Source organism: Photobacterium piscicola, from assembly GCF_046058925.1.
Taxonomy (GTDB): domain Bacteria; phylum Pseudomonadota; class Gammaproteobacteria; order Enterobacterales; family Vibrionaceae; genus Photobacterium; species Photobacterium piscicola.
In genome coordinates this window covers 948236-974061 of sequence record NZ_CP175535.1, presented here as the reverse complement: position 1 = coordinate 974061, position 25826 = coordinate 948236, and the positions used below count along the sequence as shown (strand labels likewise).

General features: G+C 37.4%; 18 protein-coding genes and 1 pseudogene. 10 read left to right on the top strand and 9 right to left on the bottom strand.

What is annotated here, in order from left to right:
* The first annotated feature begins 141 nt into the window (after positions 1 to 141).
* The gene (locus ACJZU6_RS18975) at positions 142 to 456 is read left to right on the top strand and encodes a hypothetical protein (RefSeq protein ID WP_408901096.1); all 315 of its coding nucleotides are present in this window, start codon (positions 142 to 144) and stop codon (positions 454 to 456) included.
* Positions 457 to 464: 8 nt separating this feature from the next.
* Positions 465 to 860 carry a type II toxin-antitoxin system YafO family toxin gene (locus ACJZU6_RS18970; RefSeq protein WP_408901095.1) on the top strand — a complete coding sequence of 132 codons (396 nt, stop codon included), beginning with the start codon at positions 465 to 467 and terminating at the stop codon, positions 858 to 860.
* A 248-nt stretch (positions 861 to 1108) separates the two neighbouring features.
* Here the strand turns inward: ACJZU6_RS18970 and ACJZU6_RS18965 are convergent.
* The 3 genes and pseudogenes from ACJZU6_RS18965 to opgC all read right to left on the bottom strand — a co-directional run bounded on the left by ACJZU6_RS18965 (position 1109) and on the right by opgC (position 6727).
* Positions 1109 to 2013, bottom strand: a pseudogene (locus tag ACJZU6_RS18965) (helix-turn-helix domain-containing protein).
* Positions 2014 to 2471: 458 nt separating this feature from the next.
* Positions 2472 to 4841 carry a cellulose-binding domain-containing protein gene (locus ACJZU6_RS18960; RefSeq protein WP_408901094.1) on the bottom strand — a complete coding sequence of 790 codons (2370 nt, stop codon included), beginning with the start codon at positions 4839 to 4841 and terminating at the stop codon, positions 2472 to 2474.
* Between the two features lie 362 nt (positions 4842 to 5203).
* Positions 5204 to 6727: an OpgC domain-containing protein gene (opgC, locus tag ACJZU6_RS18955; RefSeq protein ID WP_408901093.1), complete on the bottom strand. Its 1524-nt coding sequence runs from the start codon at positions 6725 to 6727 to the stop codon at positions 5204 to 5206.
* 207 nt (positions 6728 to 6934) lie between these two features.
* Here opgC and ACJZU6_RS18950 point away from each other — a divergent pair, with 207 nt between their 5' ends.
* A complete protein-coding gene (locus tag ACJZU6_RS18950; protein WP_408901092.1) occupies positions 6935 to 7999 on the top strand; it encodes a threonine aldolase family protein in 1065 nt (354 codons plus the stop codon).
* A gap of 106 nt (positions 8000 to 8105) precedes the next feature.
* On the opposite strand, the gene dtpA is transcribed toward ACJZU6_RS18950, so the two are convergent.
* Positions 8106 to 9560: a dipeptide/tripeptide permease DtpA gene (gene dtpA / locus ACJZU6_RS18945; protein ID WP_408901091.1), complete on the bottom strand. Its 1455-nt coding sequence runs from the start codon at positions 9558 to 9560 to the stop codon at positions 8106 to 8108.
* A gap of 273 nt (positions 9561 to 9833) precedes the next feature.
* The gene (yciH, locus tag ACJZU6_RS18940) at positions 9834 to 10157 is read right to left on the bottom strand and encodes a stress response translation initiation inhibitor YciH (protein ID WP_080155930.1); all 324 of its coding nucleotides are present in this window, start codon (positions 10155 to 10157) and stop codon (positions 9834 to 9836) included.
* 121 nt (positions 10158 to 10278) lie between these two features.
* Between yciH and ACJZU6_RS18935 the strand changes: the two genes are divergently transcribed.
* Together ACJZU6_RS18935 and ACJZU6_RS18930 are read left to right on the top strand one after the other, a co-directional pair.
* Entirely contained in the window at positions 10279 to 10884 is a 606-nt protein-coding gene (locus ACJZU6_RS18935; protein WP_080155929.1) for an HAD family phosphatase, read from the top strand.
* Positions 10885 to 10982: 98 nt separating this feature from the next.
* Positions 10983 to 11507 carry a RimK/LysX family protein gene (locus ACJZU6_RS18930; protein WP_199190732.1) on the top strand — a complete coding sequence of 175 codons (525 nt, stop codon included), beginning with the start codon at positions 10983 to 10985 and terminating at the stop codon, positions 11505 to 11507.
* A 50-nt stretch (positions 11508 to 11557) separates the two neighbouring features.
* Here the strand turns inward: ACJZU6_RS18930 and ACJZU6_RS18925 are convergent, their stop codons facing one another.
* Entirely contained in the window at positions 11558 to 11914 is a 357-nt protein-coding gene (locus ACJZU6_RS18925; protein ID WP_235865765.1) for a DUF3319 domain-containing protein, read from the bottom strand.
* Between the two features lie 168 nt (positions 11915 to 12082).
* Here ACJZU6_RS18925 and ACJZU6_RS18920 point away from each other — a divergent pair, with 168 nt between their 5' ends.
* Positions 12083 to 13048, top strand: a complete 966-nt coding sequence (locus ACJZU6_RS18920; protein WP_080155927.1) for a tyrosine-type recombinase/integrase — start codon at positions 12083 to 12085, stop codon at positions 13046 to 13048.
* Positions 13049 to 13155: 107 nt separating this feature from the next.
* On the opposite strand, the gene ACJZU6_RS18915 is transcribed toward ACJZU6_RS18920, so the two are convergent.
* Positions 13156 to 14154 (bottom strand): D-alanine--D-alanine ligase, encoded by a 999-nt coding sequence (locus ACJZU6_RS18915; protein ID WP_080155926.1) that lies wholly within the window; start codon positions 14152 to 14154, stop codon positions 13156 to 13158.
* Between the two features lie 224 nt (positions 14155 to 14378).
* Complete coding sequence (locus ACJZU6_RS18910; RefSeq protein WP_408901090.1) at positions 14379 to 15506, bottom strand: SPOR domain-containing protein; 1128 nt, start codon at positions 15504 to 15506, stop codon at positions 14379 to 14381.
* Between the two features lie 218 nt (positions 15507 to 15724).
* Between ACJZU6_RS18910 and ACJZU6_RS18905 the strand changes: the two genes are divergently transcribed.
* Positions 15725 to 16234, top strand: coding sequence for a hypothetical protein (locus ACJZU6_RS18905; RefSeq protein WP_408901089.1), 510 nt, complete (start codon positions 15725 to 15727; stop codon positions 16232 to 16234).
* 198 nt (positions 16235 to 16432) lie between these two features.
* On the opposite strand, the gene ACJZU6_RS18900 is transcribed toward ACJZU6_RS18905, so the two are convergent.
* On the bottom strand, positions 16433 to 18136 hold the full coding sequence (locus ACJZU6_RS18900; protein ID WP_408901088.1) for a GGDEF domain-containing protein: 1704 nt from the start codon (positions 18134 to 18136) through the stop codon (positions 16433 to 16435).
* A 269-nt stretch (positions 18137 to 18405) separates the two neighbouring features.
* Here ACJZU6_RS18900 and ACJZU6_RS18895 point away from each other — a divergent pair, with 269 nt between their 5' ends.
* The 3 genes from ACJZU6_RS18895 to ACJZU6_RS18885 all read left to right on the top strand — a co-directional run bounded on the left by ACJZU6_RS18895 (position 18406) and on the right by ACJZU6_RS18885 (position 25812).
* Positions 18406 to 21075: a GNAT family N-acetyltransferase gene (locus tag ACJZU6_RS18895; RefSeq protein WP_408901087.1), complete on the top strand. Its 2670-nt coding sequence runs from the start codon at positions 18406 to 18408 to the stop codon at positions 21073 to 21075.
* 140 nt (positions 21076 to 21215) lie between these two features.
* Positions 21216 to 22100: a DUF4344 domain-containing metallopeptidase gene (locus ACJZU6_RS18890; protein WP_408901086.1), complete on the top strand. Its 885-nt coding sequence runs from the start codon at positions 21216 to 21218 to the stop codon at positions 22098 to 22100.
* Between the two features lie 244 nt (positions 22101 to 22344).
* Entirely contained in the window at positions 22345 to 25812 is a 3468-nt protein-coding gene (locus ACJZU6_RS18885) for a YdbH domain-containing protein (protein WP_408901085.1), read from the top strand.
* Positions 25813 to 25826: the final 14 nt, after the last annotated feature.

Sequence of the window (25826 nt, the reverse complement as noted above, 5' to 3'; positions counted from 1 at the left end):
AAAATGAGTGATAGGATATTTGTGTCTGCCAATAAAACCGCAGAGTAGGGAAGCTAATTATTTTTCTTACTGTATTATTTTTGTCACCCCCCAGTGATGTACGCTATAATGTACACAATAAAGCACAAAAAAGGTGATAATATGACAACACAAAATATATACTCTCAAAAGGCTGTTAGTGTCACTTACGCAAGAAGCCATATAAAAGAGTGTTTAGATAACGGTACAACGGCACTTTTAAACAATAATAAAGTAACAGGATACATAGTTAACGCTGAAACTTTTGAGTCAATGATGAATATTTTGGATGGTTTTACATCAATCAAAAAGCAATTAAGTCCTGATCTTGAATCTAAAATAATTCGAGCCCAAAAAGCACTAAATGGGATTCAGAGTAAAAGTGCTAGTGATTACGAAAAATATAAACATATATCTGATGATGAGTTGTTTGAGTAGTTACTATTATGCCAGATAATATAAGGATTATTTCAACTAAACCTTTTAGAGATAGTTTTACAGATGATGTTGCTAGAGACTCAGTTAAAGAATCTTTTCTTGAGTACAAAACAACAAACAATAATATTCAAGATGGCTGGGTTTTTGGTCGTGATGTCCCATATCACCGCCCTAATGCTGTATTACAGGCTGAAATGCAACACGTCCATCTTTTAACCGTAGATAGCTACAACGAAGATAAACAGCAATACAATAACACCAGCGATTACCACCTTGCATATTGCTTTAATGACGATCAATCTATTTACTGTTTGCTTGATATGTTAACCCATGAAGATGCGGAATCAATGGACATAATGCTAAATCTAGCTGAATTAGCCGAACGCTTTAAAACACATTTCTAAATGAACGACACAGAACTTTAGGGTTTTGAACTGCCTTTGTAAGTGTGGATTAGATTTAAACATTGATCAGCAGATACTGATCACTATAGGAAAACAGGACATTTTAGCTTTGCAGAAAAGAGACACTTTACCTTGGGAGCTACAACCATTGTTTTCTCTCTTTTAAAATGTCCTCATTATTCCCCGATTAAAATGTCTCTTTTTAAGGTAGTTCATTGTGTTGAAATTGGGGTTATAGAGTAGGGAAGTCAGGGCTTTTTTCTGGTGCTGGGTTTAAATTGTTCAGGGTGAACTAACACTGGATTGATGGCTTCAAGTTGACGGATTGCCCGTTGTTGAGCAGTTCGTTTAGGGGCTTTTTTGCTGCGACTACGCTTTTGTTGTTGGTCATATTGTTGCTGTTTCGCTTGGGCAAATTTCAATACTGCGCCCAAACGTTTATTATCGACCACCTGACCTTGGTCAACATCTTCGAGCTTATCAAACACTTTAAATTCTAATTTTCGATGACCGTATTGAATGGCGATGGTGCCATCTGGGCGATCTAGAACGTTAACAACTTGATGTACAAGCCGTTGATTTTCTTCAGTTGGGTCGATTAAATAGATAACTTTGTCGTATTGAAATGTCAGTGACTTTGATAATTTCCTTGGTTCTTGCCACGCAAAAATATCGTGTAATTCATCAGTCGATTCACGTAATAGCCGATGCATGTCTTTAGGATATTGAGCAGCTTTAGCAAAACGTCGGTTAAAATCAGTGATAAAGTCGGGGAGCCACGCATTAGCTTGTTCAATATTATCAATGTGTTGTAAACGCATTTCTTTGACTAAGCGATCAAGGTTTCTAATCCAATTTTAATGCCGTGGCGTTCAATCAATTTTTCACGCGCCAATGTGGGTCCGAAGTCTGAATAATATTCGTGGATGAAATTTAAAATACGCAGCCTAAGATTATCATCATAGCGATGATTACTTGGTACGCCACGTTGTTGTGAAAGTAATCCGCTAGCACCGAACTGAGTAAAGCGTTTTACTAATCGTGATACTTGACGACAGCTCAAGTTCAGTCGGCGAGCAGCTTCAACACCAGTTATTTGGTTATCACAAACATCTTGAATAATTTTGATTCGGCTTAATTCATTTTCAGTCATAGTGAGCAACATTTATTGATTCCAGTTCATAGCAAAACCTATGATCTGAAGATAGTTCAACATGACATTTCTAACGGGTTAAAACCGGACATTTCTAAATGGGACTTACAACCTCAGTGCGCATTATGTACCTTATGTTAAATAGGATATTAGGTATTGATAACATCATACAGTTACACATAGGATATTGATTAATAATAGATAAATACACTCTCTCGCAATTTTTGATTGTGTATTTAACAGTATTCGTTATTTACCATAAAGTACATAATTAACACTTATTCTAAGATGCTACCTCAGACATTCTGTATTCGGTAGCCCCTTAGAAACATGTAATTATTAAACCTAATTTGATCAGGTTTACAAAATAGATCACCACAATGTAAACGCAAAAAATAACCCTGTTTCGAAAAACAGGGTTTAAATTTATTACAAACTTAATACAGCAACTATTTTGCTTACTGTGGGTTAAGTCCTAATTTTTGTAGCACTAGCTTAAAGTTGGCTTGGCGTTCTTTAATGTTATGAACATCACCAGTCGAACAAGTTGAATCTGGGCAGCCACGGTTCACAATACCAGAAACATCATCAATAAATTCAGTTCCTTGTAGACCACCGCTAACATACTTTTTCAGTTCGTTGTAATAGTTCCAATCTGCATAATCACCACCTTCATTAGAGTATGCTTGCACTGATGTTACCCAATAGAATAAGCCTGCAATCCATTTGATCTCTTTATTCTTCTCAGAGCTACAGATTAAGCCTGGGTTTGAACAGAAATCAAGATCAGCATATAGCGGGTTTACAGGTGGCGCTTCAACTGTTACACCATCAATGGTTTGACCAATTGTTGCAGGATCAACATGTGAACGGCCTAAATAATGGTTTAACGTACCAAAGTTTTGACGACCTGTGGTTTGAATAACGCCACGTCCCCACCAACCACAGCCTTCAACACTTTCTTGGCTGCTGCCATCCCATAAGAACGTACCGGCTTTTTGACCAACGTAGATTTTACACTCATCACGTTCCCATACTTGTTTCGAAGTATCGATTTTGTCTGGCACTGCATTACAGTGACCATTGTTAGTCCACCGTCCCACATGACCATTAACCAGTAAGCCTTGCTCTTCTAATACTGCATCGGGAGCTGCAAATACAGGTGCTGGTGCGCCGTACCATTTAGCATGGGTTAATGCGCTGACTTCCATTTTGTTATCACGCGGACAAGAATAAGCATAATCTAAACCTGATACTGGGTTAACACCGTAGTCTGCGTATTTTTGACCTAACTGACCACAACTTGCAGACATTGGGTAATCGGCAGGTGCGCCATATTTAATTTCAGACCAATTGTTTTCATCACATGCGTTATAACGGATTGTCTCTTGCATGCTTTGTGCTAAGAACGCAGCAATGGCGACTTTGGCATAAATAATATTAGTTGCATCATCTGCTTCATCAGTCAATAACCAGAACTTATTACCCGCGACACCAATATTGTGCATCGCATTAAGGCCATCAAGGAAGTCATTCCACTTATACACGGTCGATGGCACCCACTGTGACTGCGGGGTTTCATAGAGGAAGGCTTCATTATCCATGACATCTGAGGCATTCGTTAACTCAGTATTAAGTGCTTCAATACGTGTTAATGAGCCTTTTTCGAGTTCTTCACCAACGTAATATAATGGCACTTTCGCACTTTGGTAAGTTTCAATTTTACTGGTTAAATCTGCGCTGTCTTTATCAAATAAAATCGCAAATATATTGCTGTGAGCCGCTTTACGAATTTGCTGATCACGTGTTGTTTGACCCATAAAATAATTCGCAGCTTGCTCGGTTGGAATATTAGCAAGCATTGCAGGCGTCTTAATATAATCCGTAACTTGTTTTACATATTCAAGTGCGTTGTGCCATTGCTCAGTTGATAATGCAGCCGTTGTTGTTGATTTGGTAAAGCTAATAAAGTCAGCTTTGGTTAATGACTCTGCTTTGTAAACATCGAGAGTATTTAATAGATCTGCGGTGGCACTTGATGCAGCATTCCACACAGATTGGCGACCAGAATGGGTATCAAATGCAAAATCACCAATGCTGAAAGACCAACCAAAACTCGCTTCAGGAGCAAGCGTGGTTAGAATTAAGTTGTGAGCTTGTGACCAACCTTTCAAATCATCACTAAGGGCATTAATTTTATCAATATCAATACTAGCTGCGGTTGTATCTACGGCTTTGAGTAATGCCTCTTTAACTGCAATAACACCCAGAGACTGACCTTTATCTAATGTCGCTTTATCAAGCACATCACTACTAATAATGACAGATGAAGTCCCTGCTTGTGTCGCCGCCTCGATGATGGAAACAAACTTGGCAGTTAATTTATTAACATCAACAAGATCTTCAGTAGCACTCGTTGTAATAGTTATTGTTGGCGGTGCCGTTGATGATGGACTTGCAACCACAAAATCATTTGGCCATCCAGCAACTTCAAGGCGCACAGGATCCATAGGATTTGGTAATGAAAGTACAGCCGCAGTACCTGGCTCAGATCCATCACAATTAAGATGTAGAGTCCATGAGCTATCACTTCCAGGAGCTGATTGAGTCCAATAAACAGCAGAATAAGCAATATTTTTGTTAACCATTATATCGCCAGTACCAGCGTGATCACCCCGCGTCCAATCAGGATAAACATTAAATTCATCACATAATCCCGCAGAAGCCAAAGGTGCAACACTTGATATCTGATTAACATCAGAAGCACACACATAACCGCTAAGCATAGTACTGAATATCGCTATTGTTATTTTATTTATTTTTCTCACAAATTAATTCCTTCTATGTTCATGCGTTTAAATAGATCAAAAATCTAATCTGAGTAGTTATTGGCTAAAAATATTGTTCATTGACTATAAATACAGCACCTTATGTAACAGTTTTTTAATTACTTGCTAACTTATTTATCATTGCAAATTAAAAGCCACAATATGCAACCACTCAATATCAATGAAATATGATCGTTTGATCAAAGAAAAAAACAGTAAGAAGAGAGTATGGATTTTATAAATGTGAGATTGAGCCTAAACAATAAAAGCTGTAGCTAACTGTTGTAAGCGCCCTTTTTATCAAAAATCACCGAATGGCAGCACTCAATTATTGTTAATTGAGTGCGCTGTTTTAAACCATATTAAAAATTAATGGTTTGAGTTTGTGGTCCTCTATGAGCAAATTTCGCTTGCTCCATTGATACTGGTGTATCTAATGGTGGGTTGTTTGAATAACCAAAACGTTCAATAGGCATGCCATTGTTACCTATTGTTAAATTATAATCACCGTCGTTATCTTGAAATACAAGTACCGCATAATTCCCTGAGGGTAATGCACCTATTGTGACTCCTTGTGCTAATTTTTGTGGCGAATAGGCATTTAAATATACCGAGGGATATTGGGTTAAATCATCTTTTTCATCGTAAACCAATACTAATACTGATGTTTTGGGATCATTAATATTGGTAACTTTTATTGTTAACGGGGAAACACCTTCTGCGCTGACAATATTACCAAGCATGATGAAACTCAACATTACACTAAAGCCACTGACCCAATGTAAGCGACTTACTGTATGTGTGTTTAGTTTTTCCGACAGCAATGCTGCTATCCATAATGTTGCAGCAAAAGCGATGATAAGTAGCGTGTAATATGATTCTAAACGGAGATTATGCAGTAACGGTGCGCTTAAGTAGACAATAACAACTTGCCAACTGAACACACGTAATGAATGACGGCCAATATAACTTAATGCTTTAATATGAAGTGCATTAGGGTAACGTTGAATAATAATAGCAATCAAATAAACCCATACGGTGATGTTTAAGGTCCGTAACCAACCAAGTTCAGGTTTATCCGCATATGAAGACAACATCCACCGCTGAATACCATAATCACTGAATACACCGTAGTGCGCAGCAAAAAGACCCGTTGCAATAATCACGGCAATAACGGTTAAAGCAGGATGCTGCCAGCGTAATGTTTTATTTTGTAACATAAATCCAAGGGTTGATCCGCCGACAAACAATAGTTGCCATGCAAAAAGATTAAAATAACCCAGTTGTAGTTTAAAACTCGAAAATACAAACGAGAATAAAGGCAGCAGTATTGTTGTATTAAGCTCTTTACTAAAAATCCAGAGAATAATACTGATGCTAACAACCGCCCACCCTAACCCTTTACGGTATGCCATAATAAGCACAGGCAACAACAACATGAAAATAATATAGAGTGGCAGAATGTCAAAATAGTTAGGTTGATTAACCAACACAACACTGGCTATCAATGTCTTAAAGGGGTTTTCTAATACATTCTGTGCACTGTGTTCAAGTATAGGTAAAGCTGATGGTAATAAATATGCTGCGATAAGAATCCATGCAAACACTATCAACAAACAACCGATATGATAACGGTAGATACTAAATGCTCGGTGCCATGCCTTAGTGATAGTCTCGGTATTGGTTAATGATTCTCGACTGTATATAGCCCCGGCAAGTAAGCCAGAAATAAACACAAAACATTCAGCAGCACCAAACTGCCCTAAAGGCTGTAAAGTCACATTTTGAATGACAGAATACCCGCCACTTATCCATATTAAGTGATTGATTGTCATTAATAATAGTAATAAACCTCGAATACTATCTAACGCTGCTATCCTTTTCATTATCGTTACTCTAAATAATTGTATTGGCGTATTTTTATCAAAAAACATGCCTTTTTATATCTTTCATTGCCATTTGATCTCAAGCTTGGATGAAGCACCACATTTCGCACTGTAATAGTCAGGTAATTACAAAACTAGAATAATAATATTGCTTATCTTTCGCGCTAAATTAGGTATATTGATAATTCAATCTGTATGGAGACAACAATGACAAGCTCAACCTTAACGACCTCGAAAAAAACCATCGGCTTAACCAGTGACAATATTGCAGGTGTGTCACCTCAAATATTGCAACACCTTATTGAATATAGTGTTGGTGATGCCACACCGTATGGTAATGATGATTTATCGTTACAATTAGATCGTAAAATGAGTGTGTTATTTGAAACCGATGTTGCTGTCGTTTTAGTGCCAACAGGAACAGCAGCTAATAGCTTATGTTTAGCCGCAATGTCTCCTGCTTGGGGAGCGGTGCTTTGTCATCCAAATAGCCACATTAATAATGATGAATGTGGCGCACCGGAGTTTTTCAGTAATGGCGTAAAGCTTCTGCCGATTGATGGGGATGATTGTAAAATTGACCCTATAACATTGAGTCAACGTGCTACTTTAAAAATTGGGGATGTTCATACCGTACAACCAGCTGTGGTTAGCGTAACCCAAGCGACTGAAACTGGTAGCGTTTATACTATTGATGAACTTCGCGCAATTGGTGATGTATGTAAAAGCCACAATTTAAAATACCATATGGATGGCGCTCGTTTTGCTAATGCTATTGATGCCCTTGGTTGCACACCTGCTGAAATGACATGGAAAGCGGGTGTCGATGCCCTTTCTTTTGGTGCGACGAAAAATGGTGCTTTTGGCGTAGAAGTAATTGTTTTATTTGATACTAGCTTAAAAAATGAGATCGAATATCGCCGTAAACGTGCGGGACATTTGATGTCTAAAATGCGTTTTCTATCAACACAAATCGATGCTTATATTACCGATAATTTATGGCTTAACAACGCACAACATGCGAATGCAATGGCTACAAAATTACGTAACGGTATTCTGAACATCGATGGTGTTGAGCTACTCCACCCGTCAAAAACAAATATTGTATTTTGTAAAATGTCTCCGGTGACGATTGCAACCTTACATGAACATGGCTTTGAGTTTTTAGCTAATCGCTGGGGTGATGGTGTCGCGCGTTTAGTAACCAATTTTGCAACCAAAGCTGAAGATATTGACGCTTTTATTGATGTGCTTGCAGCTAGTAGTAAGTAGTAAGTAGTAAGTAGTAAGTAGTAAAAGAATAACGGCAATCACCTAATATGATTGCTGTTATTCTTCACACCACATTTATAGTTACAGTATGGTTAGTCATATAACACTACGCTTTACCTTGAATAATACGCGTTAATTTTGGCGCAATAAGTAATGTAAATATAGCAATAGCAGCGGTAACATACCCAATTTCACCAAAGACTTCCGCATAAAGAACAAGAGTTTGTGCTGGTTCAACAATCCCTTCAGGGGCTGCGGTTAAACTTGCGATCCAACCTGCTAAAATAGCCGCTGTGGCTGAGGTTAAAAACCACATTCCCATTGCAAAGCCCATCATGCGTTGTGGCACTAATTGAGCAATCATAGCGAGCCCTAGTCCTGACACTAACAACTCCCCTAGTGACTGTAATAAATAGCTTGCCACTAACCAATTTGAATTGATGATCCCTTGTGAATTTGCAAACCCAGTTGAGAATTTCAAAATTAAAAAAGCTAAACTACATAACACCATCCCAAACGCAAACTTAAACGGCATCGCAAATCGTTCGCCGAGTTTATTATAAAGAATGGCTAATAATGGACTCGCAATCATGATCCAAAATGGGTTCAGCGCTTGAAATTGTTCTGGCTCTACTTTAAAGCCAAATAAATCATGACTGACATTATGAATAGCAAAAAAGTTAAGTGACGTCGGCATTTGAAAATACAGCGCAAAGAAGACAATACCCTGTAGCATTAAAACAAAAGCGACAAACATTTTAGCCCTTTCTAGACCTTGGGTTTTAAATGCCTCTTTGAAATAAATAAACACTATTGTAATTCCGACTACAACCAAAATGGCATGAGCGTAAAACAAGTGTTGTAATAGAAACGCACTCAAAAAACTCAACACGACAGTGGCAACCACAACTGCGAAATAATAGCGTTTATTAACGGGCAACATATCAGGTTTTGAACCAATGTTTTTAACGATTCGACCCATCACCATAAAGTTAACCATAGTAATTAATAATCCAATCGCACTCACACCAAAAGCCACGCCATAACCCATTTTTTCAGCTATCCAAGGACTTAATAGCATTGAGAAAAATGAACCTAAATTAATCGCCATATAGTACATGGTAAATGCACCATCAAGACGCGGATCATTTTCCTCATAAGATTTTGCAAGTAAACTTGAAGGGTTGGCTTTAAATAAACCATTACCCATAGTGATAAAACCCATTGCTATATAGATAAGTTCTTTTCCGCCAAACCCTCCCGCTGCGGATAGCCCTAATAAAGAGTACCCAATAGTAAGAACAAACGCCCCGAGAGTAATGGTCCGTTTCGTACCAAGGATCTTATCCCCAACCCACCCACCAATCGCTACTGAACCAAATATTAACGCAGAAAATGCACCAAATAAGGTAAATGACTCGGCCTCTGACATGCCAAGAATGTTGACCATATATACAGTAAGAATGGCTTGCATGCCATAGAACCCAAATCTCTCCCAGAACTCTACTGAAAATATGAGATAAAACGGTTTAGGTTGTTTAAAAACATTCACATCTGACATACAGTCTTCCTTAAATCAGTCGCAATTGCTTTAATAGTAGTCGTTATATTAAAAATGCGGATTGCGAGACTGATTCAAAAATAGATATTATCGAATAGGGTTTATATCTTTAAGAGGAAGGTTGAAATTAGAAATAATAACGGGATTTAAAATAGATAACGTTACAATGCTGGTGGTTATATATAAACGAATAGAATTAAGGCAATAATCGTTTGAATTATTGCCTCATATAAACTACTGACCACTCAGATTTTTAGCGTATATAATTGGCTATCAACCGCCAGCTAATTTAACTGTATGGCCTTTCTTTTCAAGGTGCGCTTTTATTACATCACGCTTATCACCTTGAATTTCAATTTTACCCTCTTTTACTGCACCACCACAGCCACACACTTTTTTCAATTCAGCAGCAATGAGCTTCAGTTGGGTATCTTCAACATCAAGACCTGAAACAATACAAACGCCTTTGCCCTTACGTCCTTTTGTTTCTCGCTGAATACGAACAATACCATCACCTTTTGGGCGTACAGGTTGTTCTTTTTCTTCTTTAATTCGACCAGTTTCGGTTGAGAAAACTAAACGGCTATTATCACTCATTGTGCAATTTATCTCACTTGGTTGCTTGATTGTGTGAATAACATTAAAAGTTAGCACATCAATCTTGCGAAATACTCATGAACCAATACTATCAATAAATGGTACTCTAACGGAACATCTTATGATTCGTAATGTGATTTTTGATTTTGGCGCAGTACTATTTGAATGGAATCCACACCATATTGTTAATAGTTTCACCACATCACCATCAGAGAGAGAAATATTGCTGCGTGATGTACTTCAACATCCTGATTGGCTATCACTTGATCGTGGTACGATGCTTATTGCGGAGGTGATCCCGAAATTTTCAGCACGAACTCAAATATCATCACAACGTATAGAAGATTTTATCGCACATATTCAATTGAGTTTGACCAAAATACAACAAACAGAAACACTCTTTAATCAATTAACACAACAACCCTACTCACTTTATTATCTGACCAATATGTGTAGTGCCTTTTTTGATACACTGTATGAAAAGCATCATTTTATTTCATTTTTTGATGGTGGCTTAGTTTCAGGCAAAGAATTAGTCATGAAACCAGAACAAGAAATATTTCTAAGGCTCTGCGATCGTTATCAATTAACACCACAAGAAAGTCTGTTTATTGATGATAATAGTGAGAATATTCAAATAGCATCAGCACTCGGTTTTAATACTATTCAGTTTGACCAAACAACATCATGTTTCCAGCAAATCGAAAAGCAACTTTTTCTACATTAAATTCAAATAATTGCCTAAATTTTACATAAAATTGAACATTGTTATTACCACCCAGTCTATTATCTATGAATGAAGAGCTAATAAGATCAGGAGTTTATGTGAAAAAAGTTTTTATGTCTGCCATGTTCGTTGCTGCGGCAACACTATCAACCATGAGCTATGCTGACAACCAGTGTGATGGAAAGTACATTGTTGGCCCTGTTGAGACCATTTACGTTAAAGATCTTGATATGGATTACAAGGCGCGTATTGATACGGGAGCAAATACTACGTCCATTAATGCGTATGATTTACACGTTATCGATGGTAATAATAACCCTAACGATACCAAAAAAAGCTGGCAAGAAAACCTGGGTAAAATGATCAGCTTCAAAACAGCAAATGCACAAGGGCAAGAACAAACACACACAAGCAAAATAATAAAAATCAGTAAGATACGTAACGCTCAAGGTGTTGAGCGTCGCTATGCTGTTGTAATGGATCTAGTTTGGAATGGTAAAAATCATGCGATTCCAGTCAACTTACGTGATCGTAAAAAACTAGAGTATAAATTACTTATTGGCCGGAACTGGCTAGATGGCCGTTATTTAGTTGATGTATCAAAACACGACGATGATGATTAATTCTTCAACAAATAACTAAATCAGTGCCTGTAATCAATAGGCACTGTTTTTTAGGCTGTAAGCGTTCTATCTAAATATTTTTTTATTGAAACAATATCACCTTTAACTAACTGCCCGCGCACCATGACGTACCACTCATTGGCTTTACCGCTATCATTTTTTAAAACAATACCTCGATACTGTTCAGATTTAGCTATTACAGTTGATTGCCTTACCTGAGGATGAGTATTAAATTTTTCTGGCGGCACAAAAGCCTTGGTATCGCACCACCAATCTACACTCTTTTTAATGTTGGTTATCATTCCTTTGACGGTTTGCCCATTAATGGTTGTTTTCCAGTCTGATGTAAGCCCAGTGCTATTTTCAATAGTATAACCACGATGAAAAAGGCGTTTTTTAATTGTCATATCCCCAACCTTATTAAAGTATGAGTTTCTTTAATAATCATTATGTTAACTATTTATATAATATTAATTATTAAATAGCTAGGATAGCTTTTTATAAAAATTCTTTCGTTTTTCGATGATCGTTGTTATTATCAATATCATATAAAGTTATAGTGCATTAGAGGTGTTATGGCTAAGAAGATCACTGTTATTGAAGATGAAACTGTTCGTAATGCAAGTATTACTGACTTTTCAACCATTGCTGAGTCCATTACCGTTTGGCAACGACTAACACACCAACAATATGCCAAAAATACTTTGGTTGCATTTAAAAATGATTGGAATAATTTTTTACTTTTTTGTGAACAACATCAAGCGTCAGCATTACCAGCATCAGCTGAGATTGTTCATCGCTATATAGAAAAAATGGCACAAACCCGTAAGTTAGCCAGCCTTAAACGTTACATTGTCACTATTAGTTTGGTACACCGTTGTCATGCATTACCTAATCCCTGTTTAAGTAATGAAATTAAACTCGCCATGCATAAACAACGCCTTGATAAACACGATGATTACACTAATGCTCAGGGCTTTCGTGATAATCATTTACACGATCTTCTTGATGTTTTTATTCTTTCAACAAAAGCCAAAGATGTACGAGATATGGCTATTTGGGCGATGACTTTTGAAGCTATGCTAAAACGTTCAGAAGTAACAGCACTAACCATCAATGACATTGAAGTAACCCCCGAAGGCTTAATTACCCTGTCGGTGAATGGAACCTTAATTGCCCTAAGTGATGTGGCCTCTCAAGCGATTAATCGTTGGTTAACATTATCCATGATTGATAGTGGTTTTGTTTTTAGACGTATAGATCGACATAACAATATTGGTGATAATCCACTCGATCATTCATCTATTTATCGAATTTTCAGACGAGCGAGCCAAGAACTAGATCTGCCGGCGGATGTTATTTTTTCAGGTCAATCACCACGGGTGGGAGCAAGTCAAGATTTAGCCGATGCGGGGTTGTCTATTCATCAAATACAGCATCAAGGTCGATGGCGAAGCCCTGCTATGCCTGCTCAATATATAGGTCAACGTGCTAAACGAGATAACACCTTAAAGAAATTTGCCAATAAAAATGGAAAATAACACAGGCTCAGTAAACAGCATTAGCATGGCATAAAAAAAGCCAACCCTGTATTCTTTCTCGTTGAAAGTATAATAAGAGGTTGGCTAATAAAACACTTGGTCAGATATTACTTAACGGCGTTTTTAATCGCTTTTTCAATAAAGTCTGTAAAGTCATGGCCATAGTTCTCTAGCATTTTAGGGAACATTGAAATTGGCGTCATACCTGGGAAAGTATTAATTTCATTTAATAGAATTTCATTGTCTTCACTTAAAAAGAAATCAATACGAGATAAATCTTTCAGCTTCATTTGCTCAAACGCTTTACGCGCATAGTGCTGAATCGCTTCAATTTGTTCTTCAGTGATATTACGCGCTTCAACCTGAGTTGTTGACAAGCTGTCTGTGCTATATTTTTCTTCATAGCTATAAAACTTATCATCTGGGCATGATACTTCACCCGGCTTGGTAATGATTAGTTGATCACCAAATTGATAAGCAGCAACTTCTAGCTCACGAGGCTTAATTGTCTTTTCAATAAGCACTTGGTTAGAGTAACCAAATGCATTATTCACAGCTGTACGTAATTCTTCTGCGTTTGCAACGCTATAACAGCCTACAGATGAACCTTGGCACGCCGCTTTAACAAAAACCTTACCCCATTTATTCAATGCAGCTAACGCTTGCTGGTGCGCTTCTTCAGTGTTCTCACTCAAGAAAACATAGGGCGTATTTGGAATATTTAGCGCATCAAACCATAATTTAGTGGTAATTTTATTAAAACAATTCGTGCTTGCTTCTGCACCACAACCTAAATAAGGCAAACCAGCTAAATCAAACAGTGATTGCAGATCTCCTGTTTCACCAGGGAAACCGTGTACACAAGGGATCACGTAATCAATCGTGATAGGTTGCTCACCGACAGCTGATAATGTTTTATCTAAGTTCAATTCACAAGAATGTTGGTTTTCATTTAACCAACCTTCATTTTTAGTCATCTCAACACGTGTATAGCTAACGCCATCAATCGCTTTTAATTGTTGTTCAATAAAGTTTGCAGACACGAGAGAAACTTCATGCTCAGCACTACCGCCGCCGCACAATAATAATACATGGATAGAACTCATTATCGTTCCTTAATTAGACCAATCACAATACAATGCAGATTACAAAAGCCTTGATACACTACCAAGGTCACAAAGAATAAGGCATTCACTACTGAATATAGTAATCAAAAAACGAATGTGAATGCACCCTCTACATCATCTTATCGTGATTTATTTTTAAATCATGCGAAGTTTGTGCTAAAAATGGTGATTAAACCACCATTTATCTGCTGTTTACTCTTGAATTATTGTAATTGCTTCAATTGTGGTGAACGAGTATGTTCAATCTCATAAAAATTCCTCACAAATGCACCATTGTTCTGTACCGCGTCAGGTAGCAAGGCTAGTGCCGCTTTTGCTTGTTCATGATCAGAGTAATGCCCTAATAATAAAGTATAAACTTGGCTGCCATTGATCATTTTCTTATTCAGCCAAGCCGGTTGTTGGCTGTCTAATAGCGACAGCAATGTCACTAATGATTGTTCATCTCTTGATGCGGTAACTTGCACACTATAACCATGCATAACCGTTGTTTTATATTCATCATCAGCTGCTATGGGTTCATTCGCCGAGGCTTGGTCATCGACAACAGTTTGATCATCCACAGTAGTATCATTTGATGACTCAATTGGTTCAGGTTCATCAGTTACAGTCGCTGTCGTAACAGCGGCTGTCGCCGTATTATCTGTTTCTGTTGCCGCATTCACAGCTGATTCAATAAATGCAGCATCCATCTCCGTCACTGCATTTATGGCAGGTTCAGTCGCTACTACATCAACATCCGTTGTTGTATTTTCGGCCGGCTCTGTGGCAGCTGAATCAACATCTGTTGCTGCATTCTCGGCTGGCTCGGTGGCAGCGGCATCAGCATCTGTTGCTGTATTCTCGGCTGGCTCTGTGGCAACTGCATCAACATCTGTTGTTATATTCTCGGCTGGCTCGGTGGCAGCTGAATCAACATCTGTTGCTGTATTCTCGGCTGGCTCTGTGGCAGCTGAATCAACATCTGTTGCTGCATTCTTGGCTGGCTCGGTGGCAGCGGCATCAACATCTGTTGTTGTATCTACTGCTAGCTCATTCGTTTCTTCAATAGCAGTAGGTTCTGAGGTGTTTTCAGTTGTTGGTGTGGCCTTTGCGGCTGGCTGCTCTTTTATAACTTGTTCGCTGACGGCAATCGAATCTATCGATTGATACAGAGGGTCTGTTTTAACGGATTTATCTAACTCAGCAACGACCGTTGGTTCTACAAATTTTTCAGTCGATTGTGTTGTATTAATGGTTTCAATCGGGGTTTGTAATGATGTTTTTGGCGGCATCAATTGAGCACACCCCACTAAGCTCGATAACAGGCTCAATGTGATAATTTTTTTCATTTTATTCTCTCTTATTCTCAACCGAATATTGGGGTGCTCATCATCAAAACAATTGAATGACAAAGGATCTATAATAGTTTGCCGTAGCTTTTGATTACAATCAAACAGATCATAACGATTGATCAATCGAAAAGCATTTATGTTACCATGCTCACAATAAATATTGTTTTGTTAACAATAATATCACCCACCTTTTCTGCTACTGCCTAGGAGCCTCAATGGCTGATCCACATATTAAATGCGAACTCGATATACTTGATAAACTAACCGTTATCCTATACCGATCTGCATTCACTGTTGCTGCTATTATCATGACAATCATTGGCTCAGAAACCAATGCCGCAACCCCTTTTCTAGTTATGGTCGCTTTATTAGCATCAACAACTGTTCATATTTATGACAAACGTTTTCGCTGGCTAATCCAAGGCGCGGGCTTATTCTCAGCAATCTGGTTTATCGCGGGCTTATGGCAACCATTAGCCTTAGGTGCTGCTTTATTTGTCTTTAGCGCACTTTCAATAAAAGAATATTTCTGCTTTAAAGTAAAAATACTCTTATTAACCCCTCTTGCTTTAGCCGGTTTTTGGTTCTGCTTCGTATTTAATACTGCAAATATTGGAGTTGGCTTTGCTATGGTAGGTGCAGCATTACTTGCATTTGCTGCCTTTAGTAAATGGCGTATGCCGCTACATTTTGATATCGGTGATAAAAGCCGTTACCAGGTGTAAGCTACTTATAATAATTGAGCCACCTGCTTTATTATCCACCAGCAAAAAAAGAGATCATATGATCTCTTTTTTTTATATTTACGTGCATCACTTTGTTAGCTTTATAAAAGCGATATTTATACTAATTAATCATATCCAATACGCACATAATATTATAGAGACAACTCGGTTTACTCTATAAGTTAGAACACAATCATATTATGCCAATAAAGATTGTCGCTTACTTTTTCTAAATGCTTTTTCTTGATACATTGCAATATCAGCATGCTTAAGCGCTAAGTCAACTCCTGCTTCTAAAGAAGCTATTCCATAAGAAAAACTAAGTTGTATTTTTTTCTGACTAAAATAATATTCGATACTTTGTCTTAATTGTTCAACTCGTTGCTGAACGTTTTTAATCACATGACTATTTAATAGAATAACAAATTCATCACCACCAAAACGTATCATCACATCAGAATCTCGTAATAAATCTTTCATTGTTAAAGAAAAATCACGTAAGACTTCATCACCAACATAATGTCCTAATGTATCATTAATCTCTTTAAAGCCATCTAAATCAATAAAAACTAAAATCTTATACTGATTCATATAGTTTGATGATAAATAATTCTTTTGGTAACAATTAGTCAGAGGATCGACAACGATAGAATCAACGTTGCCATAAACAGAACAAATAATGAAATGTTGGCCGAAGTGAGATACCTTTTGCCTATATGTATGAACAAGCTCACTATTATCTTTTGTTTCAATGATCTCATCAGCCATCATAAAGCACGAGTCACTAGATAAAAGTTCATTATCAACATTTAAGCAACTACGATAATCTGTAATTTTTTCACATACTTCTTCTACAGGTACATCAACAAGATCAATACCAACAAAATTGATAAACTTTTCATTATTAAAAATGACATTACCGTCTTTATCACGAATAACGACAGCGCCATCGCAACCACATACTAATGATGCAGCAAGTAAAAAATGTGAACTTGTTTTATTTTTTGTAATTTCACGATAATTTTGGTTGATCCGTTGACGTTCACTATGTAGATCAAACGTATTTGATGTTAATCCAATAATATTATATTTATCTATTTCTTTGATTTGATTAATAGCTTTTTTTATATTTTCAGGCTCTTGAGACCGATTTAAATCAAAAATAGCTTGATCTAGTTTTAATGAAAATTCTTTCTTAGGTGCTTTTTTTAAAGATCGAAGATTAGCTATTTGTCGAATTTCACTAATATCAATCGCTTGAGAAAAATAAAATCCTTGATATAGCATATCACCAAATTCTTTTACTAAATTAAATTGCTCAAATGTTTCTATGCCTTCAATAATTACAATTTTACCGAGAACATTAGCAATATGTTCATATTTTGATTTAAGCACTGAATAAGTAATATAGTTATTATTAATATTTTTTATTAGTCTACGATCTAGTATTATATAATCCACGTCAAGATATAAGAAATTATCCGTATTCAAATATCCTTTACCAAAATCCCCAATCGCAAACCTAACCCCTTTATTTTTAAGAAGTAATATTGCTTTTTGGATAGCGTCGAAATTATCTGTTTTATCATGATTAGTTAATTCTAATGTGATATTTTTCTCCGTTTCAAAAATATCCAAGCATTGATTTATAAAATCATTATCGAGTAAACTTGCAATCGAGATATTCAATGATATGGAAACATCATCGCAAATATGCAATGATTTTCTGTCTTGAAGTACTTTCAAAATAATATTCAAATCAAAATGAGCTGAACATTGAATTGAATACACAAAATCCTCAACATTAAAATTGTGTATATGGCTTCTTAATAATGCCTCATAAGAGTATATCTCACCATTATAGTATCTGGGTTGATATCTAAAATATAAATCATGAATCATCTTAATTGTTTAACACCTAGAGCTTTAATTACCCATATATTAAGACACACAATATTAACATTATCAATACAATAATCGTGTATTTATCAATATAAATACGCAATAATACTTATAGGTATAATAATATTCAAAATAGAATATACACACCTAAAATTACCCGCTTATCTTTTCCTTTTATCGATTTTAAGTCACATAATAGCCACTAAATAGATACATTCTTCATATTTCTATATAAAATGTCAGAAATGTAAATATAAAGTGCATACAGTATGGACAACCTTACTTATTTTTTTAAGCCACATAGTATTGCCGTCATTGGTGCATCAAATAATCCCAATCGAATTGGCCATATAGTTGTTAGTAATTTGTTATCAGAATGTTTTTCCGGGCCAATTATTCCAGTCACCCAAAAGTATGCTGCAGTTGCCGGAATTCTGGCTTATCGCAACATTGAATCAATGCCCATTATTCCAGACATTGCTATTGTATGTACTCGCGCAGAGCTTGTTCCCGATATTATTAACCAGCTAGGGGAAAAAGGAATAAAAGCAACGATTGTTATTGCCGCGGGTATGGCTCCTCATACTAACAACAAAGAAGCTATTAGCTACCAGCAACAAATGCTTACCAATGCACAGCGTTATAATATGCGTATTATTGGCCCAAATAGCATGGGGATAATTTTACCTTGGTTGAACTTAAATGCTTCCGTCACCCCTACTCGTGCTAATAAAGGCAATATCGCATTTATTTCACAATCAGCAGCAGTGTGTACCACTATTCTTGATTGGGCACAGAATAAACAAATTGGCTTTTCTACTTTTATTTCTTTAGGAGATGCCTGCGACATTAATTTTGCCGAGTTACTTGATATTTTAAGCCAAGATACAAAAACTGAGGCAATCTTACTTTATATCGACAATATTAAAGATGCGCGCCAATTTATGTCAGCAGCCCGCGCAGCAGCAAGAAACCGTCGTATTTTAGTATTAAAGAGTGGCCGTACAAGCGCTGGACGTTCAGCAGCTTTATTACATACCAGTGGTGAGCATGGGGTTGATGAAATTTATGATGCCGCTATTCGACGCTCTGGTATGTTACGCGTACATACAACCCATGATCTATTTGCTGCGGTTGAAACACTGGCCCATTCAGTACCGTTACGCGGTGAACGATTAGCGATTCTCACCAATGGTGGCGGCCCAGCGATTATGGCATTAGATGCTTTATCGGATAGAGGTGGCAAATTAGCACAATTAAGTGCGGCAACAATAACAAAGCTGTCACAAGTATTGCCTTATTATTGGTCACAGACAAACCCGATAGATATCATGGGGGATGCTAATACAGCGCGTTACCAACAGGTGATTAATATTCTATTGGACAGCGATGATTTTGATGCCTTACTTATTATACATAGCCCGTCAGCGATAGCTCATAGCACTAACACCGCCAAAGTCATTATTGATATCCTCCACCAGCATCCTCGCAGCCAACGATTTAACATTTTAACCAATTGGTCAGGTGAAAATGAAGCGACCAACGCGCGTAGTCTTTTTACTCAAGCGCGTTTACCGACTTATCGTACACCTGAAAGTGCGATTTCAGCTTTCATGCATTTAGTCGAATACCGCCGTAATCAACGTCAGTTAATGGAAACACCTGTATCAGTCAGTGACATTACCGCAGACCCGCATTATGTTCGCCATGAAATACAACGTTTACTTCAGCAAAATATTTACCACCTTGAAACTCATGAAGTACGACCGTTACTAGAAAGCTATGGTTTTACAACATTGCCAACATGGATAGCCTCTGATGTCGCTGAAGCGGTACATATTGCGGAACAAATTGGATATCCCGTGGCTGTGAAGTTACGCTCTCCCGATATTCGTCATAAATCAGAGATCCACGGCGTTGTTTTATATCTACGAAATGCCAATGAAGTGGCTAATGCCGCCGATGCCATCTTATCTCGCGTCGCTTTACACTATCCAAGTGCACGAATTGATGGCTTATTGATTCAACGTATGGCTAACCGCTCCGGTGCGCAAGAATTGCGTATTGGTGTCCATAACGATCCTGTTTTTGGGCCTGTGATCATGTTGGGCGAAGAAACCATTCATTGGGATATTGAACGTGATGCCGTGGTGGCGTTACCGCCGCTAAATATGGCACTAGCCCGCTATATGGTCATCAATGCACTAAAGCGTAACAAAATCAAACAACGCAGCAGTTTAGAGAAGATATCTATTCCCGCGCTATGCCGATTATTAGTGACTATTTCACATATGATCATTGATTGCCCCAATATAAGCACACTGGATATTCATCCTTTGCTTATCTCTGGTGATGAATTAACAATTATTGATGCATCGATGGATATCGCCACATTTAATGGTGATATACAGCAACGGTTAGCTATTCGTCCTTACCCTAAAGAATATGAACAGCAATGCCAACTTAAAGACGGTAAAGTCATATTACTGCGCCCAATATTACCGGAAGATGAGCCTATTCATAAAGCCTTTATCAGCCAAGTATCAGAAGAGGATCTTTATAAACGTTTCTTCTCTGATATAGGGGAATTAAATCATGAGGCTTTAGCTAAATTTACCCAAATCGATTACGACCGTGAAATGGCTTTTGTCGCTATTTATGATGAGATGATTATAGGCGTTGTACGTGCCTTATCGGATGCAAATAATAATGATGCTGAATTTGCGATTCTTGTTCGATCAGATATTAAAGGTGTCGGTCTAGGGCGAATATTGATGAGTAAACTTATCAATTATGCTAAACAACGCGGGCTTCATACACTCACAGGAATGACAATGCCGACCAACCGAGGCATGATCACCCTAGCACAAAAAATAGGGTTTGAAATTAATGTGCAATTGGCCGATGGTATCGTTGATATGCTATTACCGTTAAAATAAGCACAGCCAATATAAAACAACATGCAGTGAATCATTAATAGTTATAAATAAGGTGATTTAATGTTTTTACAGCGTTACCTATTGTCTCATCCGCTATAATTATCACTTATGATACATCTATAGCAGTATGAGGTGACATCGTGAATAAACATTTTATCGCTTTTGATCAACTGGTTGGTGAAAAGGTGAGTGCAAAGGCTAATCCAACATTTTCGCAGTTATCATCCCCACTAAAGTTCATATACGGCTTATTCTGCCTGACACTCTCTTGCTTTAGTTACGCAGGAACAGACCAACCAACCGGCGGTAGCTATGGATTAGCATTAGATCCTGTCCCTACGGTTAACTTTGTCTTTCTCACGCCCGCTAACACCCAACAACAACAAGCAAAAGACATCATTCAACACTCCTCTATCCTCGCAACCATTAAACAACTAAGTCAGACGCGGTATATTTTTGCCCCTAGCTTAAATATCGTTTTTGGTAGCGCTAAAGGACCTAATTTTGATTCAACCAAAGGACAAATCCAGATCCCTTACCAATATATTGATCAACTTTTAGAACATGTATCGAAAACAGGTGCTTATCCAACCCAACAACAACGCTATCAGGCAACAACTGATGCCCTATTACTGACACTACTGCATGAGATTGGTCATGCTTATATTCTAGATCGTGCTATTCCCGTATTAGGCAATAGTGAAACAACCGTCGATAATTTTGTGGTTATTTTGCTACTTAATGATATTCATCGAGGTGATGACATTGCAATTAATGCTAGTCGCTTATTTAGTACTCAAGCCTTAAATAACTCGAACCTTAGAAATAACACTTTTATTCAGCAACATAGCCTTAGCCAACAACGTTATCAGCATATTTTGTGTTTGGTCTATGGCAGTAATCCTGCTCGTTACCAACGTTTGTTTGATTCTTTCCCTTTAGCACAGCGCCAGCAGCAACAAAGGCAATGTAACGGTATTTATTCAACCACCTATCAAGGATGGTTGTATTATTTAGACAATTAGTGCCAACAATAAAAGCGCATAGAAATTCAAACTAAAAGATGTAACACCGTATATTTTGTAACGATAAGAATAATTAGTCACTTTATAGTGAATTCTATTGAATTAATGAAGCGGATGACTTACGAATAGTAGAATCTGGTATATGTTTAAAGATGAGGTAAATGATCATCATTACACCTTATCGTTTATCGGTAGTTTATTACTAATAACGACATTATTCTTTTTCATAAGGTGACCTATCGCTGTGAAATCGCCTGAGCACAATATTACGCCATCACCACCAACGGAGGCTAAAACGTCGCGGTTACGTAGCGGCACTAAAATTGGGTTATCGCTATTGGGATTGATACTACTGATGCCAATAATTGGTCTTATATGGTTGCACATTAACCATGTAACGATCACTGATCTTAAAGGACTGCGTTATGACAATGGTCTTCATGCAGAACATGTTTCGTTACGCATTTTCAGTTACAACGTCACCTTCCACCAGCTTGCTTTACAACATCAAACAGATCCTAATAATGACCTTGATGAAGGCAGTTATCGCTTATTTGCAAAGAAATATGAAATTGAGCTTTCCCCAACGGCCACTGCGATACTCGAAAAACAACAGCTTTATTTACGTTATATCCACTTTTTTGATGCTACGTTTAGATTTGTTGATTTTAAATACCCGCTCGCGATTAACGCCCATGCTCGTAAGGTGACCACGTCAGCAGCACACAGTGATGGTAAAGAAGCCGCTGCAACCCAAATTTTAGAACAGGTTGATGTCACTATCAGTCATAATCCACATCTGGTTATTTCAGGTCATTCAAGTAAAGGTAAATTGAGCCTTTTCTTTCCTCATATTCAGCCCTCACCGCATTATTCCTTATTGTATAATAACAGCCAGTTCTCAATTGCATGGCTAGATAATAAAACCCCTGTTGCCGTTACTATTGCATCTATCCACCCGCAATGGGAAACACTAAATAACACACTAACTGAGCAAATTATCTCTCAATTATCGTTAACGTTTGATCTTAACCGTAGTTTACCCACAATGGTGCTAGCGGCTAAAACAGTAAAGCTCGAACAACCTCAATATTTGCCCGCGTTTATCAATCGCACAGACATCGATAGCAAAGGGATCCATCTCGGACAAGCTATTGCTAATCTTGCTCGTTTACCCATTAAAAAATTAAAAGTAAATGCACTAACTTATGGTGATTTATTAATTGATGCTAAAGTCATTTTAGAAACACCAACAGCAGCGGCATCGTCCACAATGGCAAACCTAGCAACAGCTGCAAACATCAACCACAGTACAATTACATTTGATAAGCCTTCAGCCGTTACCAGTGAGAATAAACAACAACGCCAACGTCGAAAACAAGCGCGTCAGAAAATAGATCAACAAGCTAAAGATTTAAATATAGCGACAGAAAAGAAGACCAAAGCGCGTTTTATTGTTAAGGGAAAAGCGTTAAGCCCACACCCATACCTGCTTGATGTTAATATTTATCATCTATCAAAAACAGACGCTCGTGCTCACACCATAATGACTCGAAGTGACGGTAATAACCTTAATTGTGATATTAAAGTCATTTTTCATCAGCCATTACCACACTATTTAAATTGCAATGCTAACTTCAAAAACACCAAAGAATTTACCGATCGGTTAGGGCTTGAAGATGTTCCTGACGCTAAAATAAACGGCCCATTACGCTTTTATGCGAAGCAAATTGTGAGTGGTTTATCTAAACCTTTTCATCCCATGGTTATTAATAACAAAATTGTTGATGCCCATTACTTGATTGGTATTGAATTACCGCCATCTTTTACTATTGAACTCAATAAATATGCCTTTGAAGCTCCGTTCTTTGCTACTAAAGACAAAACCAAACGCCATAATAATGCCCCCAAACATGTCGCGAATATTCAAATGAACAGCGATGGTAAAATAAACTTTAATATCAATTATCAAAATAAGCTTTTTAGTCTCGCTTTAAGTGATAAAAATGAAACCATCAGTTTTAACAACGCCAAAACAAAATCTAAACTGCAATTACTTATTAATGAATTCAATTGTTTGTACCCTAACTTGCAATGTCACCTTAACGCTAAGATCAATGCTAGTATCAATACATTACGACCCGTCGTTGATAGTCAAGTTGATGACATCATTTTTAGATCAAACATAAAAGCCACGTGGGCTAATAATTACTTGATATCACAATTACAACACACACATTTACAAACCAAAAAGCTTACCTTTGAAGGTGTTCCGACTTTAGCCAGTAATAAGATTGATGATATTGATTTCAGTTTAAATCAATTAATTGGATTGTTTGAAAAAAAGCAGGATCGCATTGCCCTGACGTTATACCAACCTCAACAAACTCAGGCACAGCTAACCGCCAAATTGGCAACCCGTCATCAAACACAAAAAACATTACCGATTACTGACTATAAAGCGCAACTCCACATTGATGTAAGCCAATTTTTATTACGCCATGAGTTCTTATTTGAAAAGACACCATTAAACGATTCTCTTTTGAAAAACCGATCCATAAAAAACACATTTCCCCCAACACCGACAACATTCTCAAGTCACTTTAAAATCATCATGGATGCCGCTCAACGTAATCGTAAACGGTTATTTCCATTAAGTACGCTGTACGGGAAATTCCATTTAGCAGAGAAGACGCTTAACGTTAACGCGACCTTGGCCAATCGTCATGATGATATTTTAGCAAAAATGGATATTAACGCTGATCTCACAACCCCAAAAACCCATGTTAAATTACACCGTCAGACCATTGCTTTTACACCAGCCAATAGCTTAAAAAACTACTACTTTCCAGCATTGGCTTTACCGATTGATATTACAGACGGAAATATCACCTACGGCGCTTCATTTATTATTGATCGTAATAGCCACATCATCGGCAACGCAACAGTTGCAACCGATCTACTTTCAGGCAGTTACTACGGCATTAATATTACTCAATTAGAAAGCAGTGCTAATATTGCTTTCTCTCCGCAAGGGATTCAAACCCTGCATCCTATTTCGTTATTTGCACAACAACTACATGCAGGCATCATACTCACTAACCCTAGTTTACTCATTGATATTAATACGCTAACAAACCAATATACATTACATCGAATATCAGCCGCATTACTGGGTGGAAGTGTCAGTGCACATAATATTAGCCTTACTAACTTGCATAAACTAACGCCCATACCCATCACTGTCTTTGGCCTTAACATTAAACAAGCAGCGGATCTTATTGATCATGAAAGCATTGAGTTCACAGGGATCCTTGATGGTACGATCCCGATCACAATGGTTGATGGTCACTTTGAGATTCATCATGCCACACTTCACTCTCGCTACCCTGGAGGGGTATTACGCTATATTGCAGGATCTGTCATTGATGAGAAAATCAAAGCTGTCGGTCATCAAAGTCCATTAATGGTCAGTGAAATACTTAAAAACTACCATTATCGTACCTTAGCCATAAAAGTTAACTATGCTAAAGATGGCGTGTTAAAAACACAATCTCATTTCAAAGGCTATAACCCTGATTTTCAATCTGGTCGCCCAATCAACATAAACGTAGCCATTGAAGATAATATTCTTGAACTTATTAGAACAATTAACATGCTAAATGCTTCAAATGTCGAGCAAAAAATTAGTGAGCATTTTAACCCCCCATAGCATTAAAGGTTATC